Origin of the sequence: Undibacterium sp. CCC3.4 (assembly GCF_034347425.1) — a bacterium.
Lineage (GTDB): Bacteria > Pseudomonadota > Gammaproteobacteria > Burkholderiales > Burkholderiaceae_D > Undibacterium.
In genome coordinates this window covers 2,327,443-2,349,828 of record NZ_CP133779.1, presented here as the reverse complement: position 1 = coordinate 2,349,828, position 22,386 = coordinate 2,327,443, and the positions used below count along the sequence as shown (strand labels likewise).

16 protein-coding genes are annotated in these 22,386 nt (G+C 55.9%); 10 read left to right on the top strand and 6 right to left on the bottom strand.

The window, feature by feature from the left end:
- Positions 1 to 65 precede the first annotated feature (65 nt).
- The 6 genes from RHM61_RS10500 to RHM61_RS10475 all read left to right on the top strand — a co-directional run bounded on the left by RHM61_RS10500 (position 66) and on the right by RHM61_RS10475 (position 6,159).
- Positions 66 to 296 (top strand): TIGR04438 family Trp-rich protein, encoded by a 231-nt coding sequence (locus RHM61_RS10500; protein ID WP_322247241.1) that lies wholly within the window; start codon positions 66 to 68, stop codon positions 294 to 296.
- 24 nt (positions 297 to 320) lie between these two features.
- Positions 321 to 1,232, top strand: coding sequence for a LysR family transcriptional regulator (locus RHM61_RS10495; protein ID WP_322247240.1), 912 nt, complete (start codon positions 321 to 323; stop codon positions 1,230 to 1,232).
- On the top strand, positions 1,226 to 2,029 hold the full coding sequence (lgt, locus tag RHM61_RS10490) for a prolipoprotein diacylglyceryl transferase (RefSeq protein ID WP_322247239.1): 804 nt from the start codon (positions 1,226 to 1,228) through the stop codon (positions 2,027 to 2,029). The genes RHM61_RS10495 and lgt overlap by 7 nt, the downstream gene beginning before the upstream one ends.
- A gap of 117 nt (positions 2,030 to 2,146) precedes the next feature.
- Entirely contained in the window at positions 2,147 to 4,186 is a 2,040-nt protein-coding gene (locus RHM61_RS10485; protein ID WP_322247237.1) for a M13 family metallopeptidase, read from the top strand.
- A gap of 867 nt (positions 4,187 to 5,053) precedes the next feature.
- Positions 5,054 to 5,515 (top strand): OsmC family protein, encoded by a 462-nt coding sequence (locus tag RHM61_RS10480; RefSeq protein WP_322247236.1) that lies wholly within the window; start codon positions 5,054 to 5,056, stop codon positions 5,513 to 5,515.
- Positions 5,516 to 5,520: 5 nt separating this feature from the next.
- Entirely contained in the window at positions 5,521 to 6,159 is a 639-nt protein-coding gene (locus RHM61_RS10475; protein ID WP_322247235.1) for an FMN-binding negative transcriptional regulator, read from the top strand.
- Positions 6,160 to 6,182: 23 nt separating this feature from the next.
- Here the strand turns inward: RHM61_RS10475 and RHM61_RS10470 are convergent, their stop codons facing one another.
- The 6 genes from RHM61_RS10470 to RHM61_RS10445 all read right to left on the bottom strand — a co-directional run bounded on the left by RHM61_RS10470 (position 6,183) and on the right by RHM61_RS10445 (position 14,464).
- Complete coding sequence (locus tag RHM61_RS10470) at positions 6,183 to 7,433, bottom strand: Zn-dependent hydrolase (protein ID WP_322247233.1); 1,251 nt, start codon at positions 7,431 to 7,433, stop codon at positions 6,183 to 6,185.
- A complete protein-coding gene (hydA, locus tag RHM61_RS10465) occupies positions 7,433 to 8,860 on the bottom strand; it encodes a dihydropyrimidinase (RefSeq protein WP_322247232.1) in 1,428 nt (475 codons plus the stop codon). The genes RHM61_RS10470 and hydA overlap by 1 nt, the downstream gene beginning before the upstream one ends.
- 39 nt (positions 8,861 to 8,899) lie before the next feature.
- Positions 8,900 to 10,345, bottom strand: coding sequence for an NCS1 family nucleobase:cation symporter-1 (locus tag RHM61_RS10460; protein WP_322247231.1), 1,446 nt, complete (start codon positions 10,343 to 10,345; stop codon positions 8,900 to 8,902).
- Between the two features lie 125 nt (positions 10,346 to 10,470).
- The gene (gene preA, locus RHM61_RS10455) at positions 10,471 to 11,745 is read right to left on the bottom strand and encodes an NAD-dependent dihydropyrimidine dehydrogenase subunit PreA (RefSeq protein WP_322247230.1); all 1,275 of its coding nucleotides are present in this window, start codon (positions 11,743 to 11,745) and stop codon (positions 10,471 to 10,473) included.
- Positions 11,738 to 13,099: an NAD(P)-dependent oxidoreductase gene (locus RHM61_RS10450; protein ID WP_322247228.1), complete on the bottom strand. Its 1,362-nt coding sequence runs from the start codon at positions 13,097 to 13,099 to the stop codon at positions 11,738 to 11,740. The genes preA and RHM61_RS10450 overlap by 8 nt, the downstream gene beginning before the upstream one ends.
- Before the next feature lie 54 nt (positions 13,100 to 13,153).
- On the bottom strand, positions 13,154 to 14,464 hold the full coding sequence (locus RHM61_RS10445; RefSeq protein ID WP_322247227.1) for an aspartate aminotransferase family protein: 1,311 nt from the start codon (positions 14,462 to 14,464) through the stop codon (positions 13,154 to 13,156).
- Positions 14,465 to 14,631: 167 nt separating this feature from the next.
- On the opposite strand from RHM61_RS10445, the gene RHM61_RS10440 reads away from it, so the two are divergent.
- From RHM61_RS10440 to RHM61_RS10425, 4 genes are all read left to right on the top strand, one after another.
- On the top strand, positions 14,632 to 16,056 hold the full coding sequence (locus RHM61_RS10440; RefSeq protein WP_322247226.1) for a PLP-dependent aminotransferase family protein: 1,425 nt from the start codon (positions 14,632 to 14,634) through the stop codon (positions 16,054 to 16,056).
- Entirely contained in the window at positions 16,049 to 16,681 is a 633-nt protein-coding gene (locus tag RHM61_RS10435; RefSeq protein ID WP_322247225.1) for a TetR/AcrR family transcriptional regulator, read from the top strand. Before RHM61_RS10440 ends, RHM61_RS10435 begins: the two co-directional genes overlap by 8 nt.
- 106 nt (positions 16,682 to 16,787) lie before the next feature.
- The gene (locus RHM61_RS10430; protein ID WP_322247224.1) at positions 16,788 to 18,917 is read left to right on the top strand and encodes a GGDEF domain-containing protein; all 2,130 of its coding nucleotides are present in this window, start codon (positions 16,788 to 16,790) and stop codon (positions 18,915 to 18,917) included.
- A 58-nt stretch (positions 18,918 to 18,975) separates the two neighbouring features.
- Positions 18,976 to 22,356, top strand: a complete 3,381-nt coding sequence (locus tag RHM61_RS10425) for a PAS domain S-box protein (RefSeq protein WP_322247223.1) — start codon at positions 18,976 to 18,978, stop codon at positions 22,354 to 22,356.
- Positions 22,357 to 22,386: the final 30 nt, after the last annotated feature.

The following is a 22,386-nucleotide window of genomic DNA, read 5'->3' as shown; positions in this document are numbered from 1 at the left end:
ACTGCACGTGACTTGGTTGACCTGCTACAAAATCAGCATTAATCTTCGTACAAAGGAATTTAACTATGTTACTAATCGTCACGCTGGCACTGCTGCTTGGGCTGAAATGGGCTGAGGTCTGGATATTCGCCAGCTTGTCTTGGTGGTGGATCATCGGCTTGGCGGTATTTGCCTTTCTGTGGTTTGAATTTTTCGAACGTATGCTCGGTCTCGACAAACGCAAAGAGCATTCCCACTACGAAAAAATCAAACAAGACCGGGTCAAACGCAGCTTCGATAAAAAAAATGGCCACTGACTTGGCTACTTCACTGCTAAGCTGATGCCGCTGGCCGCTACCCACCCGCTCGAATTACGCCAACTACGCTACTTCATCGTACTGGCTGAAGAAATGCACTTCGGTAAAGCGGCACTGCGCCTGAACATGACCCAGCCGCCGCTGTCGCTGGCGATCCGCCAATTGGAAGAGAAGCTGGGCAGCGCGCTGTTCTTGCGCAGCACCCGGCAAATTTCGCTCACCCCGGCCGGTGCCGCCTTGCTGCCAGCTGCGCGCAAACTACTGCAACAAGCACACAGCTTACGCCAAACGGTACAACGCGCTGCCGCCGGCACGGCTGGCCACCTGTCGTTGGCCTTCGTCTCCATCGCCGACTACAGTATTCTGCCGCCGACCTTACGCGCGTTTCGCCAGAGTCATCCGCATGTAAGTATAGAATTACGCGAGGCAACCAGCGATGTCCAACTGGCCGCACTCGACGCCGGCGAAATCGATGCCGGCTTCCTGATTCCGCCGCTGCCGGAAAAACTACAACAACGCCTCAGCTATCTGAAAATCCTGACCGAGCCGCTGATGCTGGCGGTACCAGAAAGCCTGTTCGCACGCGATCAAGCGGTGACGCTGGCCGATTGCATGGCCCAGCCGCTGATCTTATTTCCACGCAAAATCGCCCCGGCTCTGCACGACACCATCTTGGCCTGCTTCCATGCCGCCGGTCTGACACCGGAGATCGGTCAACAGGCTATTCAGATGCAAACCATCGTCGGACTGGTTTCGGCTGGCATGGGGATCGCACTTGTGCCACAATCTGTCTCGAACTTACAACGCCCCGGCGTAGTCTATCATCCGCTGATGCCGGCTGCGCCCGCCGTCGAAATTGGCTTTGCCTTCAGAAAAGATCATCGTTCTACGGTCTTAGCTTCCTTTTTGCAGCTTTTACAAACACAACTATGCTGATACATCCCAATCCTGATCCGGTCGCGCTCGCTATCGGCCCTTTGTCGATTCACTGGTACGGCCTGATGTACATGGTCGCCTTCATTCAGTTCTCGCTGCTCGGACGCCTGCGTCTGAAACTGCCGCACATCACCGCCCAAGGTTGGACTGCCGAACACATCGACGATATGTTGTTTTACGGTGTGCTCGGGGTAGTGCTGGGCGGCCGGCTCGGCGAAGTCTTGTTTTATCGGCCCGATTTTTTCTTCGCCAACCCGCTGGAAATTCTGCAAGTCTGGCATGGCGGCATGTCCTTCCATGGCGGCTTCATCGGCGTGTTGATTGCCATGTACTTATGGGCGCGTAAAGCCAAGATGCCGCTGGTGAACGTGTATGATTTCATCGCCCCGCTGGTACCGCTCGGTTATGCCGCTGGCCGCATCGGTAATTTTATCAATCACGAATTACCGGGTCGGATTGCTTCCGCCGATCTGCCGTGGGCCATGATCTGGCCTGGTGTCGATCATCCGGTTCATCCCTCGCCGCTGTATCAGGCGCTGGTCGACGGCGTGTTGTTATTCGTACTGTTGTGGATCTATGCGCGCAAAGCGCGCCCGCCACTGGCCGTCGGTGCCATGTTCGTCATGCTGTACGGTTGCGCGCGTTTCTTTACCGAGTATTTCCGCGTGCCTGATTATGAAGTCAGTTTTGCCGGACTGACGATATCCGCCGGCCAAATGCTATCGCTGCCGATGATCGCTGCCGGTGCCGCCATGCTGATTTATGTCTACCGCAAGGCTGCACGCGCGCAGCAATAATCAGTCGCTCTCAGAGGTCCAATGAGTTCAGCGACAACTGAACTCATTGGACCTTTTTTTGTCCAAGACCAGTAACGCTCACTGTCATTGACCTCATCCCTACATAGAGGAATTCTTATGCGCCGCACCCTGATTTCACTGGCCTTACTGGCCTCCTGTTCACCGCTGGCCAGTATGGCGGCCACATCGCATGCTGCCCTGCCCGTCTCCGGCATAGACTTGCAATGGCAAGACCACAGCGTGCGACCGCAAGATGATTTTTACCGCTATGTATCAGGCAAATGGATGGAACGCACCGAGATACCGGCAGATCGGGCGCGCTTCGGTGCCTTCGATCATTTGCGTGATCTCTCCGAACAACGGACCCATGCCATCATTACCGGACTCGCCGCCGCCCCTGACTTGGCGGCCGACAGCGAACAAAGAAAAGTCGCCGACCTGTACCGCAGTTTCATGGATCAGTCGCGTATCGATACACTCGACAGCCAACCGCTGGCCCCCTTGTTTGCACAGATCGATGCGCTGAGCTCGCGTCAACAATTACCGGCACTGATGGCCAGCTTGTCCGAACTCGAGCTCTCCCTACCACTGCAATTAAGCATCAGTCAGGATGCGCGTGATGCGCGCAGCTATGCGGTCTACCTGGGGCAAGGCGGACTGAGTATGCCGGACCGTGATTACTATCTCAAAGACGATGCCAAGATGCAGGGCTATCGGCAAGCCTACTTGCTACATCTGGAAAAAATGCTGAGCATGAGCGGTGACAGTACGGCCAAAGACCATGCCGCAGCGATTTTGGCGCTGGAAACGGCGCTGGCTAAAATTCAGTGGAGTAAAGTCGAGAACCGCGATCCGCTCAAAACCTATCATAAAATCGAGGTCGCCAAACTGTCTGAACTGCTGCCCGACTTCGATTGGCGCGCTTACCTCGACGCCAGCGGCGTCGGCACGCGTACCAGTTACCTGATTGTGCGCCAAGATTCCTACCTGCGCGCAATGGCAGGCATACTGCAAGACACCCCACTGCCGGTCTGGCAAGCCTATTACAAATGGAAAGTGCTTGACGCTTACGCACCTTTTCTATCGCAACGCTACGCCGATCAACATTTCGCCTTCAACAGCGTCACCCTGCGCGGCATTCCGGAAAATCAAGCACGCTGGAAGCGCGCCGTTGCGCGGGTCGAAGAAAGCTTACCCGATGCTGTCGGCAAGCTGTATGTGGCACAATATTTTTCGGCGGCAGACAAAGCCAAGATGGAACAATTGGTCGGCAATTTGATCTTAGCCTACCGCCACAGCATACAAGAACTGAGTTGGATGAGCCCCGCCACGAAACAAGAAGCGCTCGCCAAACTGGCCAAGTTCACGCCCAAGATCGGCTACCCCGACAAATGGCGCGATTATAGTGAACTCAAGATAGCCGCGGACGATTTGCTCGGCAACATCCGGCGCGGCCGCAGTCATGAATATCGCCGCAAACTGGCTCAACTCGGTCAGCCGGTGGACCGCAGTGAGTGGTTCATGAGTCCGCAGACGGTGAATGCCTATTTTAATCCGCGCATGAATGAAATCGTCTTCCCGGCGGCGATCTTGCAAGTACCGTTTTTCAACCGCCAAGCCGATGATGCCGTCAACTATGGTGGCATCGGTGCCGTGATCGGCCATGAGATCAGCCACGGCTTTGATGATTCCGGCAGCCACTACGATGGCGATGGTAATCTGCGCGATTGGTGGAGCGAAACGGATAAACACAACTTCAAACAACTCACCACCGCCTTGGTCAAACAATACGCCGCCTACAGCCCGCTGCCCGGTTACAACATCAATGGTGCCCTGACGCTGGGTGAAAACATCGCCGATAATTCCGGCCTGGCGATCGCACTCAAAGCCTATCAGCTCTCGCTCCAAGGTAAGCCCGCAGCACTGATCGATGGCTATACCGGTGAGCAGCGCTTGATACTCGGCTGGGCGCAGGTGTGGCGCACCAAAACGCGCGATGCCGAAGCCATACGCTTGTTGAGCATAGACCCGCATTCTCCTGGCGCTGCGCGCAGCAATTTGCCATTGATGAATTTGCCGGCGTTTTATACCGCATTCGAACTCAAGCCGGGCGACCAGATGTATTTGGCACCGCAACAGCGCGTCACGATTTGGTAAGTGTGATACCAAGGAAAGCGCAGATTTAATCTGCGCTGGCTGAAAATCAACAGGACAGGATATCAAACCGTTTACAAAAGTAATTTGCGAGCTCATTCGGGGCGGCGATCTGAAGCGCAGCATTTGAGTCGCACACAACATGGATAATTGGCGCTTGACGCCACGCGTACTTCAGGATTATATTAGAGCCATGTCCTCTCCAACACACATCACCGTCGCGAAACAAGCCAAGCTGCACCAAGCTGTGCTGGCCGTTTCCGCTCTGATGCTGCTATCACTACTGACCCTACTAGCGCTACGCTGAATCAGTCTGCGCTGTACGTATTACCAAACCTCGTTTCACCTGATCTGCCTTGCTCGTTTCACCGCATCATCGCATTGCTCTGATCAATCATTTTCACGTTGCATACAAAAACTACCATGTCCGAAATCGCTATTATTCGCCGTCGCCAGTTTGCATCCACACAGCCATCGCCGTGCTGCGTACGCCTGTCCTTGACGCTGGCGCTACTACGACTAGCGACCGCTTAAAGGCCTCGCGTCCTCGGTGGCTGCCTTTAAGTTCTCCCCCACCCTCGCTTGAAAATTGTTTGACCGCGACCCTCGCAGTCGACTTCGTGCGCCCTTTTTTTATTGCCGATCACGCAAATCCGATTCTGTAATACAGAATCACGCCATCCGCTTCCGCCCTTTATCATAGGTGCCGGGACTGCTGTAGCGCAGACGACCACGAGTCCTCTGCGCGCAGAATGTGGCATCCCCTCCCCTCAGTAGCAAAACCCGCCAGCATTTTTTTTCATCACAAAATGCCATCGCGAAAACTTTCACGCTAAACTCTTCTCATTGAACCCCTAATGGAGAACAGCGATGGATAACTATCAAGCGCAAGTCATTTGGCAACGCCAGCAACAGGAATTTTCCGACAACAAATACAGCCGCGCACATGAATGGAAATTCGACGGTGGCCTGAGTGTGCCGGCTTCGTCGGCACCGTCTTCGGTACCGCTGCCGTATTCGCTGGCCGAAAATGTCGACCCCGAAGAAGCCCTGATCGCGGCGCTGGCCAGTTGCCATATGTTGTTTTTTCTCGCCTTCGCCTGCAAACAAGGCTATATCATCGATACCTATGATGATGAAGCCATCGGCACGATGAGTAAAAACGAACGTGGCCGCCTGTATATTTCCGCCATCACGCTGCGCCCGCGCGTGCTGTTTTCCGGTGACAAAACAGCGACAGCAGAGCAAATCAACGCCCTGCACGAGCTCGCGCATGAACACTGCTACATCGCCAATTCGGTGCGTGCCGAAGTCACTATCATGGCGCGCTGAAGACGATGTATCAACCAGCCCACTTCATCGAAAACCGCCTCGAAGTTTTGCAACAACTGATCGCGGCCCATCCGCTGGCTTGCTTAGTCCATCATGATGAGCACGGACTCGACGCCGATTACCTGCCTATGCTGCTGAGCGCGCCAACTGCCGCTGCACCGTTCGGCACGCTGCGCGGACATGTGGCCAGAAATAATCCACTGTGGAAAAATCAAGACCAAGTAATGCTGCTGTTTCAAGGACCGAGTGCCTACATCACACCGAGTTGGTATGCCGAAAAAAAACTCAATGGTGCCGTGGTGCCGACTTATAACTATGCGGTCGTGCAGGCTTATGGACGGATACAATTGGTCGAAGATCCGGCCGTCTTTCTCGCCTTGTTGACCGATCTCACGCAGCATTTCGAAACCCCGCGGTCACAGCCGTGGCAAGTCAGCGATGCGCCGCCCGACTATATTCGCAACTTGATGAATGAGATCATCGGCATTGAGATTACGCTGACCCGTCTGAGCGGGAAATGGAAAACCAGCCAAAATAAATCACTGCAAAACCGCAGCCACATCGCCGTCAGTCTGCGCGACGATGCGCCGGTAGCGGCAGCGGATTTGGCTGATTTGATGGAACGGCAATTGTTCGAGCCTTGAGCAAGTGCAGAACAACTCCCGCTTCAAGAAATCGCGCCAGCCTGACTGAGCATGGCATGCAGCAGCACATTGCAGCCGGCCGCCAGATGCGTAGGCTGTGCGTCTTCGATTTCGTTATGGCTGATACCATCCTTGCAGGGCACGAAAATCATACCTGCCGGCGCAACTCGGGCGGCGTAAATGGCGTCATGCCCGGCCCCTGATACCACATCCATGCTGCTGTAACCGAGCAGCGCGGTGGCGCTGCGTACAGCACTGACGCAATCAGGATGAAACGGACAGGGTGGGAAAGACGACACCCGCTCCAGAGTAATCTGCAAACCGCTGCGCTGTGCGGTCTGTTCGACATAGGCCAGGATTTCAGCATGCATGGTATCGAGCAGTTCTGGCGTGACATTGCGTAAATCGATGCTGAATTTGACTTCGCCGGGAATCACATTGCGGCTGTTCGGGAATACTTGCACCATGCCGACCGTACCGCGACCATAAGGTGGATAGCGATTCCCGATGTGAACCACCTCTTGCATGATGCCGGTGGCGACTTGCAAAGCATCTTTGCGTAAGGCCATAGGCGTCGGGCCAGCATGCGCTTCCATGCCGGTGACGATACAATCATACCAAGACAGGCCGAGTACGCCGGGTACCACGCCGATGACGACGTCTGCATCTTCGAGCACCGGCCCCTGTTCGATATGCGCTTCAAAATACGCACCGATAGGATGCTGGCCCGGCACTTCGCTGCCGAGATAGCCGATGCGGCTTAATTCTTGCAGCACCGTGCAGCCGTCGACATCCGTGGCGGCATACGCATGTGCGAGACTGAAGGCGCCGCAAAATACGCCCGAGCCCATCATCACCGGCACAAAGCGCGAACCCTCTTCATTTGTCCAAAATGCGACTTCCAATGGCGCCTCAGTGTGAATGCCATGATCGTTTAAGCTGCGCATGACTTCGAGTGCCGCCAGCACACCATAATTGCCATCAAATTTACCGCCGGTAGGTTGGGTATCAATATGGCTGCCGGCCATCACCGGCGCGCGGGTCGGATCGAGCCCGGCACGGCGCATGAAAACATTGCCGATCTGGTCGGTTGTGATGCTAAGGCCAGCGGCGCGGCCCCATTGAATCACCAAGTCGCGCGCCTGGCGGTCGAGCTCACTCAGCGCCAGCCGTTTCACCCCACCCTTAGGCGTTGCACCAATCTGCGCCAGTTCCATCAAGGCGCTCCAGAGTCGGTCGCCATCGATACGAATTGCTGCTGTTTCCATGTTCATTACTCCGAAAGTGAGTGTGCGCCTTGTTTATCCAAGGCTTCGAAGACTGCCGTAAACGGCGGCCGTTTGACGTAATTGCCGGCACCTGCTTGGGCCCGCAAGTCGCCCTGACAAAATACCAAGCGACCGGCGCTGATGGTGTGAGTCGGAATGCCGCGCACACGGCGGCCTTCGAATACATTGAAGTCGCCGCGCGAAAACTGGGTGGCGGCCGACAGCGTCTTGCTGCCGGCCGGATCCCATAACACCAGATCGGCATCGGCACCGACCGCGACCACGCCTTTACGCGGATAGATATTGAAAATTTGTGCGCAATTGGTCGAGGTGACTTTGACGAATTCGGAACGGGTCAGGCGACCGCTGTTGACGCCGGCATCCCACAACACCATCATACGTTCTTCGACACCGCCACAACCATTGGGAATTTTTGTGAAGTCGTCTTGTCCGGCAGCTTTTTGGCCGGCGCAAAACGTGCAATGGTCGGTCGCCGTGGTATGCAGATTACCGCCCTGCAAGCCTTGCCATAAGGCCCGCTGATGTTCGCTGCTGCGAAATGGCGGACTCATCACATGCGCAGCGGCGGCGGCAAAATCGGGCTGGTAATAGACGCTGTCGTCGACTACTAAATGGCCGGCCAATACCTCGCCATACACGCGCTGCCCGCGCGCTCTGGCGCGCGCGATGGCGTCGAGCGAATCAGTACACGAGACATGCACGATGTACAGCGGGGTATTGAGCACGGCCGCGATGGCGATGGCGCGCTGTGCCGCTTCACCTTCCACCAGCGGCGGACGCGAAGCCGGATGCGCCGCCGGCGTGCGTTCTCCCCGCGCCAATAAATCCTGCTGCAACAGATAGACCAGCTCGCCATTTTCCGCATGCACGGTCGGTATGGCACCGAGCTCGCGCGCACGGCGAAAGCTTTTTACCAGAATTTCATCATCGGCCATGATAGCGTTTTTGTAGGCCATGAAGTGTTTGAAACTATTGACACCATGTTGCGTGACCAAGGTTTCCATATCGGCGTGCACGCTGTCATCCCACCAAGTGATGGCAACATGAAACGAATAATCGGCGGCGGCTTTAGCGGCCCAGCCGCGCCACTGATGATAGGCATCCAGTAAATTTTGTTGTGGTGCGGGAATGACGAAATCGATGATGCTGGTGGTGCCGCCGGCCAGCCCGGCGGCACTGCCGCTGAAAAAATCATCTTGCGTCACCGTACCCATGAAGGGCAACTGCATATGCGTATGCGGGTCTATCCCACCCGGCATCAGGTACAAGCCATCGGCATCAATGATTTCGGCACCGAGTGGCGCTTCCAGTGCCGCACCGATGGCGACAATCTTACCGTCCGCGCACACAACATCGGCGCGAAATTCCCTATCGGCGTTGACCACGGTCGCGCCACGTATCAGGATGCTCATACTGCCTCCAAGAAGTTCGAGAGCGACCGCTGTCGCCGCTTATTTTTTAAGTTTCATCAAGATCAAATACACCGATCCCGCCAGTGCCAGACCGACAAACCAGGCATAGGTGTAGAGCGTATTCCATACTGCTGCGACAGCGCCAAAGCTGGCCGGGAAAGCCGCATGCAAAAAGCCGGGAAGATTCGGTAACACCCCAAGTACAAAGGCAATCACTGCGGCCGGATTCCAGCCTTGCCGATAACTGTAGATACCGGTATCGCTGTAAAGTTCGGCCAATTCGATGCGGGTTTTGCGGATCAAGTAGTAATCGACGATCAGAATACCAGCGATCGGCCCGAGCAAAGCCGAATACCCGATCAACCAAGTGAAGACATAGCCTTGTGTGGTTTCGAGTATCTTCCAGGGCATCATCACCAAGGCGATCGAGGCGGTGATATAGCCACCCGTGCGGTAAGAAATGCGCTGTGGATGCAGGGCAGAAAAATCATAGGCCGGGCCGACCAAGTTGGCCGCCAAATTCACCGATACGGTATCGATCAGCAGAATCACCAAAGCGATCAAGACTGCTGCGCCGCTCATGCGACTGGCGACATCGACCGGATCCCATAAGGCTTTGCCGTACAAGACTACGGTGGCCGAGGTGACGATCACCGCCAACAGCGCCAGCAAACCCATCGGTGCCGGCAAGCCTATGGTCTGGCCGAGTAATTGATCTTTCTGCGATTTGGCAAAACGCGTGAAGTCAGGAATATTCAATGCCAGCGTGGCCCAGAAGCCGACCATGGCCGTCAAGGAAGGCCAGAACACGATCCAGAATTGCCCGGCTTTTTTGCCACCGGCGACGAATTGCGATGGCTGATCGAGTAAAGGACCGAAGCTGCCGACCTGGTTGTAGACCCAGCCTAAGAGTAAAAAACAAATCAGAATTTTGAGTGGTGCGGTATATGTTTCGAGTCGGCGTATCGCATCCATGCCGTGAAAAATGTACCAAAACTGGATACCCCAGAACAGTAAAAAGCACAGCAACTGGGCGACGTTAATGCCTAGCCCGGCAATCGGCTCACCGCCGAGCGGATGACCGAGCAAAACTCCACCCAAGGTGTAGATCATCTGGGCACCAAACCAGGTTTGTATACCGTACCAACCGCAAGCAACGATGGCGCGCATCAGTGCAGGTAAGCGCGCACCGCGCACGCCGAATGAGCTACGTGCCAACACCGCGTAGGGGATACCGTATTTGGCACCGGCATGGCCGATCAAGAGCATCGGCACCAGCACGATGGCATTGGCCAGAAATACCGTCCACACCGCCTGATAGCCGGACATGCCACCTTCTATCAAACTGGCTGCCAGCGTATAGGCGGGAATACACATGACCATTCCAACCCACAAGGCGGCGAAGTGATACCAGCGCCAGGTTCTCTGGGCCTCGGTAGTCGGTGCCAAATCGGCATTCCAGAGCGGATTGTTTTCTGCTTGCATGTTGTCTTCCCTGTTGTAAGGTGGTGATACGGGTGCTGGTGTCAGCAGCCTACCATATTGACTCAGCAAGCTTCGTTCCAGCTACCGTCTCGAGCACAGCGACGCGCCGACACACTGGCAAGTCGCTACTTCAACACCGCACGGGGGTTGCGCGCATCCTCAGTCCAATTCATATAGGCTTTGCCATTGTTCTGCGGCAACATGCTGATGCAATTCTCGACCGGACAAGTGATCTGGCACAGATTGCAACCGACGCACTCGGCCGTCTTGACTTCGTAGCGCCGTGCGCCGTTCGCATCGATCAATTGAGAGATCGATTGGTGCGAGGTATCTTCACAGGCGATATAACAACGCCCGCAAGCGATGCACAGATCTTGGTCAATGGCGGCAACGACCTCGTAATTCATATCGAGGTATTTCCAGTCGGTGGTATTGGCGATGGCCTTGCCGGAAAAATCGGCGATCGTCGCATAACCGTGCTGATCCATCCAGCGCGACAAACCATCGCACATTTCGTTGACGATGCGAAAGCCATGCAGCATCGCGGCGGTGCAGACTTGCACCGAACCGGCACCAAGTGCTAAAAATTCGGCCGCGTCGCGCCAATTGCCGATGCCGCCTATGCCCGAGATCGGCAAACCGCGGGTAGCGGGGTCACGAGCGATTTCGGCCACCATATTGAGGGCGATCGGTTTCACCGCCGGGCCACAATAGCCACCATGGGTGCTTTGCTGACCGACGATGGGGCGAGCAATCATTTGCTCGAGATCGACTGAGGTGATGGAATTGATGGTATTGATCAGCGAGACCGCATCGGCACCGCCAGCGCGGGCTGCGCGGGCCGGCAGCCGCACATCGGTGATATTGGGGGTCAGTTTGACGATAACCGGTAAGGAACAATATTGTTTACACCAGCGCGTGATGCGCTCGACATATTCCGGCACTTGCCCAACCGCAGCACCCATGCCGCGTTCCGGCATACCGTGCGGACAACCGAAATTCAATTCTATGCCGTCGGCCCCGGTCGCTTCTACCAATGGCAACACGCGCTTCCAACTCTCTTCTTCGCACGGAAACATCAGCGAGACAATCATCGCGCGATCGGGCCAAGCCTGTTTGACTGCCGTGATCTCGCGCAGATTGATGGCCAAGCTGCGGTCGGTAATGAGTTCGATGTTATTGAAACCGATGACTTCGCGATTTTTTCCAAAGTGCGCCGAATAACGTGAAGACACATTCACCGGCGCTGGATCTTCGCCCAAGGTTTTCCACACCACGCCACCCCAACCGGCTTCAAAGGCGCGTATCACGTTGTAGGCCTTGTCGGTCGGGGGTGCCGAAGCGAGCCAAAAAGGGTTGGGGGCTTTGATACCGGCAAAATTGATGGAGAGATCAGCCATGGTTTACCTGTGCTTTCAAATCGTGGTCGATCGCGTCGGCCGCGAGCTTGCCGTGTTGTACCGCTTGTACCGTCAAATCCTGCCCGGCAGCGATGCAATCGCCACCGGCATACACACGCATCAGACTGGTGCGATAGGCGGCGTCGACGGCAATTTTATCGTGCGAGAACTGCAATCCATCAGTTCCGGCCAGCGCGCTGCGTTCCAGCGTTTGTCCCAGCGCCGTGAAAATCGCTTGCGCGGGTAATTCGAAGCTTTCACCGCTACCACTGAGTAAGCCAGCGACTTCGCGGGTACGCTCGAAACGCATGCCACACACGCGGCCTTCTTGGTCGAGCAAGACTTGCTGCGGTGCTGCCCAAGTAACTATCCTGACCTGATTTTGCCGAGCAATCGATTGCTCGTGCAAGGTCGCCGACATCTGGGCTGCACCACGGCGGTACACCAGCGTGACTTGTTCGGCACCGAGCCGAGCGATCTGCACCGCCATATCGATGGCGGTATTGCCGGCCCCGATCACGATGCAGCTGCGTGGCAGTGGCAAAGCGCTTAAGTCTTCGGCTTGACGCAAGGCAGCGATATACTCTACCGCCGGCAGCAAGCCCGGCGCATCTTCCCCACACAGTCCGAGCCGACGACTGGCCGCCAAGCCGAGTGCCAGAAACACGGCGGCATGCTGGCGCAGTAAATCGCTGAGATGCAGATTCTTGCCGAGTTCTTGCTGATAACGCAGCGTGATTCCACCGATACCGAGTAAAAATTCGATTTCTTTCTGCGCCACCGCATCGGGCAATTTGTAGCGGGCGATGCCGTATTCATTGAGACCGCCCGGTTTGTCATGTGCCTCGAAAATCACCACGTCATGGCCGCGCATGGCCAGCCTATGCGCGCATGCCAAGCCGGCCGGACCAGCACCAACCACGGCCACGGTGTGGCCGCTGGCCGCTGCGCGCGCGAACGGATGGCTGGAAAACTTGGTGTTATCGAGCGCATAGCGCTGTAACAAGCCGATGCGTACCGGTGCGGCTTCGCTGGCATGATTGCGCACGCAGGCCTGCTCGCACAGAATTTCGGTAGGACAAACGCGCGCGCAACTGGCACCGAGTATGTTTTGCTGCAAAATACCGACCGCGGCCCCCTCGATATTGCCAGTGGCGATGTGTTGTATAAACCCCGGCACATCGATCTGGGTCGGGCAAATGCGCATGCACGGCGCATCATAGCAATACAAACAGCGCGCACTCTCGAGCGCCGCGGCCCGCGCGCTCAGGGCTGGTACCAAATCGGCAAACTGTGCCGCCAAGACCTCAGGTTCGGATTGTGCTGATGCCAAATGCTTTAAAGCTTGCAACATAGTGACTCCTGAAAGTGAAAGCGTGCGCGCTCGTCCTCAGATTTCGAGGAGAAATCAATCGATTTTTTTCAGTATCTCGGTGAGCTTGCCGAACAATAGATCGATGTGGTGTTTTTCAAGAACCAGCGGTGGCGATAAGGCGATGATGTCGCCGGTGGTACGAATCAGCACGCCTTCGGCGAACGCTTGTTTGTACACGGCCATGGCTCGTGCGCCGACTTGACCCGGGCGCGAGGCCAATTCAATCGCACCGATCAAACCGACATTGCGCAGATCGATCACATGCGGCAAGCCTTTGAGCGAATGCAGCGCGTCTTCCCAATACGCCGTCATGCTTTGCGCATGTTCCAGTACTTTTTCTTCTTTAAATACCTGTAAGGCCGCCAAACCGGCCGCACATGCCAGCGGGTGACCGGAATAGGTATAGCCATGGAAAAATTCTATGCCGGCCGGGCTCTCGAGCAGAGCGTCGTAAATCATCTGTTTGCTGAACACCGCGCCCATAGGAACGACACCGTTGGTGAGACCCTTGGCAGTCGTCATCAGATCGGGATAGACAGAAAAATAATCGCAGGCGAATGGCGTGGCCATACGTCCGAAACCGGTGATGACTTCGTCGAAAATGAGCAGAATGCCGTGCTTATCACACAATTCGCGCAAGCGTTTGAGGTAGCCTTGCGGTGGCAAAATCACCCCGGCCGAACCGGATAAGGGTTCAACGATGACGGCGGCAATGGTCGAGGCATCATGTAAAGCCACCAAACGATCGAGTTCATCGGCCAGATGCGTGCCATATTCGGGCAAGCCGCGGCTGAAAGCATTTTTTTCCAGATTATGCGTGTGCGGCAGATAGTCAACACCAGCCAACAAGGTAGAGAATTGTTTACGATTGGCCGGCAAACCGCCGATCGACATACCGCCGAAACCAACCCCGTGATAACCACGTTCGCGACTGATGAAGCGGGTACGCTGCGCCTCGCCACGTACACGATGATATGCCAGCACCATCTTGAGGGCCGTATCGACCGCTTCCGAACCGGAATTGGTATAAAACACTTGGCCGAAATGTTGGCCACTGTAATCGATCAATTGTTCGGCCAATTCAAACGCCGCCGGATGCCCCATCTGAAAAGCCGGCGCATAATCGAGCGTGGCCACAGCCTGCTGCACCGCCCGCACGATAGTCGGGTGAGAATGACCCAGCGGGACACACCACAAGCCGGCGGTACCATCGAGAATATCGCGCCCATCTTGATCGCGGTAATACATGCCGGCGGCCGAAGCCACCAAACGTGGCGCTTGTTTATAATCACGATTGCCGGTGAAGGGCATCCAATACGCATTTAATTGTTGCTTGCTGAGCATGCAGTTCTCCTGAAAACAATTTACCAATCGGTAAAACTATGTTGAAATCCTAATGAAGGCCAAAGTTCGGCAACAGATACAGCCAGATCAAATCGACCCAACCGTATAGTTTTTTTTACCTGTACAGTTATATGATGCGCCGCCCCACCAACCACAGGAAATCTCTCATGCAAGTCATGCCCGACGCCGAAGCTTTACTCTGGCCGCAAGTGACGCTGGCACGCAGTCGCCAAGCCAGCTTGGTAGAGCAAATCGTGCAGGAAATCACGCGCCTGATACAGTTGAATCAGTTGCCGGTGGGCCGCAAGATGCCATCGGTGCGGCAATTCGCCAAATGCAATGCCGTCAGCACCTTTACCGTAGTGGAATCGTATGAGCGTCTGATCACGCTCGGTCTGCTCAGCTCGCGCCGCGGTTCCGGCTATTTTGTCAACCGCGCGTCGGCACCAACGCAAGCCGCGCCGCCGCTCGGGCTGCCCCATGCACTGGATGCGCTCAACCCGGAACTGTATTCCGGCGTCTCGAGCGCGCTGCCGGTCGGCTCCGGCTGGCTGCCGCCGGAGTGGTATGGTGACGACATCTTGCTCGATGCCTTGCGCCAGGCGGTGCGAATTCCCAGCCAGCGCTTGCGCGGCTACGGCAATCCACTCGGTTTTCCCAGCTTGCGCCAGCAATTGGCCGCCACGCTGACGGCGGATTTGTTTCAAGTCGATGCCGAACAAATCGTGCTCACCCACGGTGCCACCCATGCTTTCGATCTGATTCTGCGCACCCTGTGCAAACCCGGTGACACCGTGCTGGTCGAAGATCCGGGCTACAGTAATCTGCTGTCGCTGATCCGCCATCACGGTTGCATCCCGGTCGGTATTGCGCGCGACGCCGACGGGCTCGATCTCGACAGCCTGTGTGCCAAAGCGCTGCTGCACCAACCGAAACTGATGTTCGTCAACACCGTGCTACATAATCCGCTCGGTACCAGTCTGAGTCAAACTCAGGCGCACCGCTTGCTGGCCTTGGCCGAACAATATGACTTCTGGCTGGTTGAAGACGATATTTACCGCGAACTCTGCGTGCGCGCCGAACCCTCGCTGGCGGCGATGGATGGCTTGCGCCGCGTGATACGGGTCGGCAGTTTTTCCAAAACCCTCTCGCCCACCTTACGGGTCGGCTCGGTGTGTGCCTCGCACTCGCTGATCGATGAACTGGTACGCATCAAGATGCTGGCCGGTCTGACCACCTCGGAAATCAATGAACGTGCGGTACTGCACGCGATCAGTTCGCGCCTGTACCGACGCATGCTGGAAAAACTCAAGCGTCAACTCGACAGCAGCCGCGACGCCGCCCTGCAATTGCTGCTCACGGCCGGCCTGACGCCTCTGGCCGAGCCACGCGGCGGCATGTTCATCAGCGCCGGCTGGCCCGACTCCAAGCTCAGCGCCGCCAGCATCGCCAAGAGCGCCTTACAAGCTGGCATACTGTTGGCACCAAATGATTTTTTCCGCCTCACAGCCAGCCCCCATCCGTGGTTCCGCTTTAATATCGCCTATACAACTGGCAGCGTGCTCAGTGAGTTTCTGGCCAATCATGGATAAACGTCCCCACTCCAGTCAGCGCGATGCGCTGCAAGCGCGTATCTTGCAAAGCGCGGTGGCAGTATTTGCCGAAGCCGGCTATGCCGGCAGTTCGGTAGCCAGCATTGCCGAGCGCGCCGGCATCTCCAAGCAGAACCTGCTGTACTACTTCGCCAACAAACAATGCCTGTATCAAACTGTGCTCGACCGAGTGCTCGATCAATGGTTGGAACGAATGGATATTTTGGCCGACCAAGAGCAAGAGCCGGCTCAGTTGCTGCGCAGTTACATCGCCGCCAAATTGCGTTTTTCGCGCGAGCAGCCGCAAGCCTCACGGGTCTACGCGATGGAAGTGATCAGCGGGGCACCGATCTACGGTGCACGCTTGCGCGAAAAAATCTTACCCTTGCTGAAAAAAGATATCGCCGTATTCGAACTCTGGATCAGTCAAGGAAAAATTGCCGCCGTCAATCCCACCCATTTACTGTTTCTGATTTGGGCCATGACCCAGTCGTATGCCGATTTCAGCATGCAAATGAGTCTGGTACTGGGTCATAGTCCTTTGTTGGAAGGCGATTTTCTCGATGCCGAACAATTGATCGTCGATTTGATACTGCAGCGGCTGCAAGCTAGCCGTAGTGATTGAATCAGCCGCAGCGCACAAGGACAGCGTCCGGTTTACAGGCTATGATTGCCGAAACCGTCGTTCCGCGTAACAATACCTGACTCACGTTTTTTTACCCCCACTGCTTATGCACTCTTTGCTGGAAAAGATTTCCCTTACACTCAGACTGCGCCGCATCGGCGTGCGCCTGGCCCTGAGTTACGGCTTGTTGCTGGCTTTATTTCTGATCGTGATCTTACTGCTGTACGGGCAAATCAACCGCATGACGCGTCTCGACGCGCAATTCGCCAATACCGAAATCGGCAGCCTGCTCGAGGTACAGGCGCTGAGCCTGTCGACCGAAAGCGTCAGCAGTGCCTTGTTGCAGTTGCTGACCGCGACGCGCGACAAACGTATCAATGAGTACACCGGTGTCGATGAAAAGAACCGCCGCATCAGCGCGCTGATCATCGCGCTTAAACAAAAACTCAGCGATCAGGAACAAATCGACACGCTGCAGCGCTTGGAATTACGCCGCGATAATTATCAGCATATGTATATTGCACTGGTCAATCTGCTCGAAGAGGAGGGCCAGGAAGCCGCCAAGCTGAGTTTTTCCGATGATGTGCAACCTGCCCTGAGCGCTTTGTTGGAAGAATCAAATCGCTTACTGCTGCATGAACAAAAGCTAATTCAAGAATCTCAACAGCAATCGCAAGCGGCGCTGGCCCATACCGCTCTGTTGGCCATCGTATTGTCGGTGCTGGCCTTGCTGGCAGCGGCACTGCTGGCTTGGTTGACCACGCGCAGTGTGGTGGCACCGCTGGCGCAATTGCAATCGAGCGCGCTCAACATCGCCGCTGGCGACTACCACTCCAAGGTGCCGGTCACGCGCACAGAAGAAGTCAATGAAGTCGGCCTGGCCTTGAATACCATGGCCAGCGCGATTGCTGTGCGCGAAAAAGAAATTGAACAATTGGCGTATTATGACCCGCTCACCACGCTGCCCAATCGCACCTTCTTGCTGAAACATTTCGGGCACACCGACATGCGCCACCATGCGCTGATACTGATGGACTTGGCACGCTTAAAAAGCGTCAATGAAACTTTGGGTTTCGACAGTGGCGACACCGTCATCGCTGAAGTCGCGCGGCGCCTGGCCGCGATCGTCAGCACACACGACCTCCTCCGGCCAGCGGTGTTGATCAAATTAGCCGGCGGCATGTTCGCAGTTTTGTTTTGCGCGCGCGATCACAGCAGCGTGAACGAGCTGCAGCAACGCATAGACAGCGCCATGGATATACCGGTACGCTGCGGCCCGCATGCGATCGACATCAATTTGGTATATGGCTTGGCAATCAGCGGCGCAGTCGCGCTGAGCTTACTAAACCTGCTGCGCAATGCTGAAGTGGCCTTGTATGCGGCCAAACATAGCATGCGCCAATTAGCTTGGTACAGCGACGCGCAAGAAGCCTCGCGCCTGACGCATCTGAGCTTGGTATCGGATTTACGTGCCGCCGTCAAAGCGGCAGAACTGCAAATGTGGCTGCAACCGAAGATCATGCTGGCCGATTCGCGCGTGTATGGTTTCGAAGCCTTGGTACGTTGGCAGCATCCGCAGCGCGGCTTCATTTCGCCGGCCGAATTCATTCCCTTCGCCGAACGCACTGGTTATATCAGCCTCATCACCGAATGGATACTCGAGAGTGCGCTGAGCACCTTGTCTGACTGGAAAAGCACTTATCCAAATCTGAGCATTGCCATCAACGTGAGTACCCAAGATTTGCGCGACAAACAATTTCCCGAACGGGTAGCCGCGCGGCTGCAACAAGCACAGATTGCGCCGCACTTGCTGCGCATGGAAATCACCGAAAGCGGCATCATGGAAGATCCTGCCAGCGCCATCGAATTACTGCAACGCTTACGCGCCACCGGCATCGGTATTTCCATCGATGATTTCGGCACCGGCTATTCATCGCTGGCATATTTACAAAAATTGCCCGTCAATGAACTTAAAATCGATCGCAGCTTTGTCACCGACATCGATCTGCACAGCCATACCCAAGGCTTGGTCAAGACCATTATTGACATGGGCCACGGCCTTGGACTCAGCGTCATCGCCGAAGGCATAGAAACGCCGGCCGAACGCGCTGTATTGGAACGACTGGGCTGCGATGCCATGCAGGGCTATTTAGTCAGCAAACCCTTATACGGCCAAGCGCTGACAGACTGGTTGGCCGTGCATGCCGCAGCCGACGCGCTGCCTGAGCCTGGTTAACGATGCCAGCGACGAAACATCAGCCACCATGACGATAACTTTTTTTTGCTAAGCGACCATGCAACCGCCTCGTATTCCCGATAATGAAACGCAACGCCTCGATGCCTTGCGCGCATCCGGTTTGCTCGACACCCCGGCCGAAGCCCGCTTCGACCGCTTGACTGACCTAGCGCAGCAAATTTTTAATACATCGATCGTCCTGATCTCGCTGATCGATAGTGAGCGCCAATGGTTCAAATCACGTCAGGGGCTCGATGCCTGCGAAACCGGCCGCGATATTTCTTTCTGTGGTCATGCGATTTTATCGGCAGAGATTTTTTGTATCGACGATGCCCTCAGCGATGCGCGCTTTGCCGATAACCCGCTGGTATTGGGCCCACCTTTCATTCGTTTCTACGCAGGTGCTCCGTTGCACAGCGCCAGCGGACAGTGTCTCGGTACCTTATGCCTGATCGATACCCTGCCACGTCATCTGACAGCGGCAGAACTGCATATTTTGCGTAATCTGGCCGATTGTGTAGAACATGAAATCAGCAACCAGCAAGCGCAACGCCAGCACGACGCCATGCTCATGCTCAACCGTATTACCTCACTCAATTTGCAAGACCCGCAGATGTTGTTACGCGAAACCTTGGCGCTCGGCTGTCAGTATTTAAAACTGGCCGATGGCGTGATCACGGAATTCGTCGGCGCGGACAGCGTGATTCGGGTATTGCAGTCGGCCGGTGGACAATTTCATGAGGGTCAACATTTTTTCAGTCCAACCAGCCAGACCGATCATCTGCTGCAGGACAGCGGGGTGACGGCGATTGCCGACCTCGGGCCGCCGAGCGAACCGCTCACTGCCGACGGCCCGCAGCTGCGTGCCTATATCGGTGTGGCGCTGCATCTCGATGGCCAACGCTACGGCAGCTTGAGTTTCGCTGACCGCAGCGCGCGCAGCAGCGACTTCAGTCAGCTCGACCGCGAATTCGTCAATGTGCTGGGCGACTGGGTCAACAGCAGCCTGCGTGGGATGCAGTTGAACCGCGCGTTACAGCGCCAGCAGGCACTCAACGAGGCAGTCGCCCAGGCGCAAACCCAATTCATCAAAGAACAAGATCGCGGCACAGGCTTCGATGCTTTATTAAGCACAATGTTAGAGCTCAGCGCCAGCCAATACGGTTTCATCAGCGCTGTGGTCGATCATGTCAATGCCGTGCCAGCGCTGGAAGTGTGCGCGCTTGCCGATCTGACTTGGGATAGCAAAACCCGTTTGCGCGCGCAAAAAAACAAACAGAATAATCTGAACTACCGACAAATGCTCAGTCTGAGCCAGGATGCGCTGCGCACCGGTCAAGCGCTGCTGTACAGTACCGATGCAAGTACTACACCGGCAGTCTTGGGGGCAGCACCGGCCTGGCCACATTGGCTGACCATTCCGGTACGGCATGACGAGACGATCGTCGCCCTGATCGGCTTGGCCAATGCGACGCCAGTCTATGATCAAAATTTGATTGATTTTCTACAACCGGTTACCAATGCCATCGGCCAGTTGATCAATGCCGGCTATATCGCCCGACAACACAGCGACAGTGAACTGCGCTTGGCCAATATCATCGAAGGCACCCATATCGGCACGTGGGAATGCCACATCCCCACCGGTAAAACTACTTTCAACGCACGCTGGGCGGAAATGCTCGGCTATACCTTGGAAGAGCTGCAGCCGACCACCATCACCACTTGGCTCAATCTGTGCCATCCCGATGAAATGCAGGCATCGGCGGCCATGCTGGCGCAGCATTTCCGCGGCGAGCTGCCGCACTACGATATGACGACGCGTCTGCGTCACAAAAACGGCCACTGGATCTGGGTGCGCGATCGCGGTTGCGTGGTCAGTTGGTCGGCCGACGGCGCGCCGCTGGTGATGGCGGGCAGCCACCAGGATGTCACCATGGAACGCAGTGCCGAAGAAAAACTGGCGCATGCCTACGCCTTGCTGGAACAATCGAATGCCGCTGCCCGCATCGGTACTTGGGAATACGATTTGCAAAGCGAGCGCGTTGAATGGAGTAAGGTAACGCGACAAATCCATGAAGTCGCGCCCGATTACTGTGTCAATGTCACGCACGCGCTGGCCTTCTACAAAAAGGGCAAGCACCAAGATCGGGTACGTCTGTTGTTTACCGCAGCAGCGCAAAAAGGCGAGGGTTTCGACAGCGAATTTAAAATTCTGACGACCCGAAACAATGAGCGTTGGGTGCGCGTAATCGCGCTGCCACAGTACCAGAATGGCGCCATCAAGCGTATTTACGGTACCTTTCAAGATATCACCGAGAGCAAAATCAGTGCCCAGAATATGCAAGACCAAGCGGCCCAAACCCAAGCGATACTCGATAACGTCCTCGACGGTATCATCACCGTCGACCATCGCGGCCTGATCGACTCCTACAACTTTGCCGCCGCCGATATGTTCGCTTACCATAAAAACGCTCACCATCAAGAGCAATTAACCGGACAGCACTTCAGCGTGCTCTTGCCTATCTTGGCAGAACCGCAGAATTCGGTACTGCGATTTACCGGCAACCGCATCGAAAACCTGATCGGCACGGCGCGGGAAATCGAAGCACGCCGCAAAGACGGCAGCATCTTCCCACTCGAATTATCGATCTCGACCGTCACACGGCGCGGCCGCCCGCTGTATATCGGACTCATGCGCGATATCACCGAGCGCAAACGCTTGGAACGTATCAAAAATGAATTCATCTCGACCGTCAGCCATGAGTTACGCACCCCGCTGACCTCGATTTCAGGGGCACTCGGTCTGATACTCGGCGGTGCCACCGGCGCTTTGCCACAAAATTTAGCACCGTTGCTCAACATTGCCAGCAAAAACAGCCAACGCCTGAGTTTTCTGATCAACGACTTGCTCGATATGGAAAAGCTCAGCGCCGGCCAAATGCAGTTCAATATTCAACTCTATGCCTTGCCGAACCTGCTGGCGCAAGCGGTGGAAAGCAATCTTACCTTCGGCAGTCAACGTAGAGTATGCCTGCAACTGATCGAACCGGTACCCGATATCAGCCTGGCAGTCGACAGCCACCGCTTCATGCAGGTGTTGTCGAATTTATTATCGAACGCGATCAAATATTCGCCCCCTGGTGAAACCGTGGAAATTCGCGCGACCCTGCTGCCGACGGCCGTGACGATCAAGGTCAGCGACCGTGGCAATGGCATTCCGGCCGAATTCCGCGCGCGTATTTTCCAAAAATTTGCCCAAGCCGATTCCTCCGATACGCGCGAAAAAGGCGGCACCGGGCTCGGTCTGGCGATATCGCGCGAATTGGTCGAGCATATGGGTGGCAGCATAGGCTTTGACTCGGTCTGGGGCCAAGGTGCCGACTTCTATTTCCAGCTGCCGCTGCCGGAAAGCGTCGCAAGCGCGCCCACAAAGCTATAATCACGCCTTCACCGCCGCGCAGCACGCTGC

What these genes read in the sequence shown, in the direction of transcription:
- RHM61_RS10495 (WP_322247240.1), top strand. Translation starts at nt 321, where the DNA reads ATGCCGCTGGCCGCTACCCACCCGCTCGAATTACGCCAACTACGCTAC.
- RHM61_RS10500 (WP_322247241.1), top strand. Translation starts at nt 66, where the DNA reads ATGTTACTAATCGTCACGCTGGCACTGCTGCTTGGGCTGAAATGGGCT.
- RHM61_RS10485 (WP_322247237.1), top strand. Translation starts at nt 2,147, where the DNA reads ATGCGCCGCACCCTGATTTCACTGGCCTTACTGGCCTCCTGTTCACCG.
- RHM61_RS10475 (WP_322247235.1), top strand. Translation starts at nt 5,521, where the DNA reads ATGTATCAACCAGCCCACTTCATCGAAAACCGCCTCGAAGTTTTGCAA.
- RHM61_RS10440 (WP_322247226.1), top strand. Translation starts at nt 14,632, where the DNA reads ATGCAAGTCATGCCCGACGCCGAAGCTTTACTCTGGCCGCAAGTGACG.
- lgt (WP_322247239.1), top strand. Translation starts at nt 1,226, where the DNA reads ATGCTGATACATCCCAATCCTGATCCGGTCGCGCTCGCTATCGGCCCT.
- RHM61_RS10435 (WP_322247225.1), top strand. Translation starts at nt 16,049, where the DNA reads ATGGATAAACGTCCCCACTCCAGTCAGCGCGATGCGCTGCAAGCGCGT.
- RHM61_RS10470 (WP_322247233.1), bottom strand. Translation starts at nt 7,433, where the DNA reads ATGAACATGGAAACAGCAGCAATTCGTATCGATGGCGACCGACTCTGG.
- RHM61_RS10445 (WP_322247227.1), bottom strand. Translation starts at nt 14,464, where the DNA reads ATGCTCAGCAAGCAACAATTAAATGCGTATTGGATGCCCTTCACCGGC.
- preA (WP_322247230.1), bottom strand. Translation starts at nt 11,745, where the DNA reads ATGGCTGATCTCTCCATCAATTTTGCCGGTATCAAAGCCCCCAACCCT.
- RHM61_RS10480 (WP_322247236.1), top strand. Translation starts at nt 5,054, where the DNA reads ATGGATAACTATCAAGCGCAAGTCATTTGGCAACGCCAGCAACAGGAA.
- RHM61_RS10460 (WP_322247231.1), bottom strand. Translation starts at nt 10,345, where the DNA reads ATGCAAGCAGAAAACAATCCGCTCTGGAATGCCGATTTGGCACCGACT.
- RHM61_RS10425 (WP_322247223.1), top strand. Translation starts at nt 18,976, where the DNA reads ATGCAACCGCCTCGTATTCCCGATAATGAAACGCAACGCCTCGATGCC.
- RHM61_RS10450 (WP_322247228.1), bottom strand. Translation starts at nt 13,099, where the DNA reads ATGTTGCAAGCTTTAAAGCATTTGGCATCAGCACAATCCGAACCTGAG.
- hydA (WP_322247232.1), bottom strand. Translation starts at nt 8,860, where the DNA reads ATGAGCATCCTGATACGTGGCGCGACCGTGGTCAACGCCGATAGGGAA.
- RHM61_RS10430 (WP_322247224.1), top strand. Translation starts at nt 16,788, where the DNA reads ATGCACTCTTTGCTGGAAAAGATTTCCCTTACACTCAGACTGCGCCGC.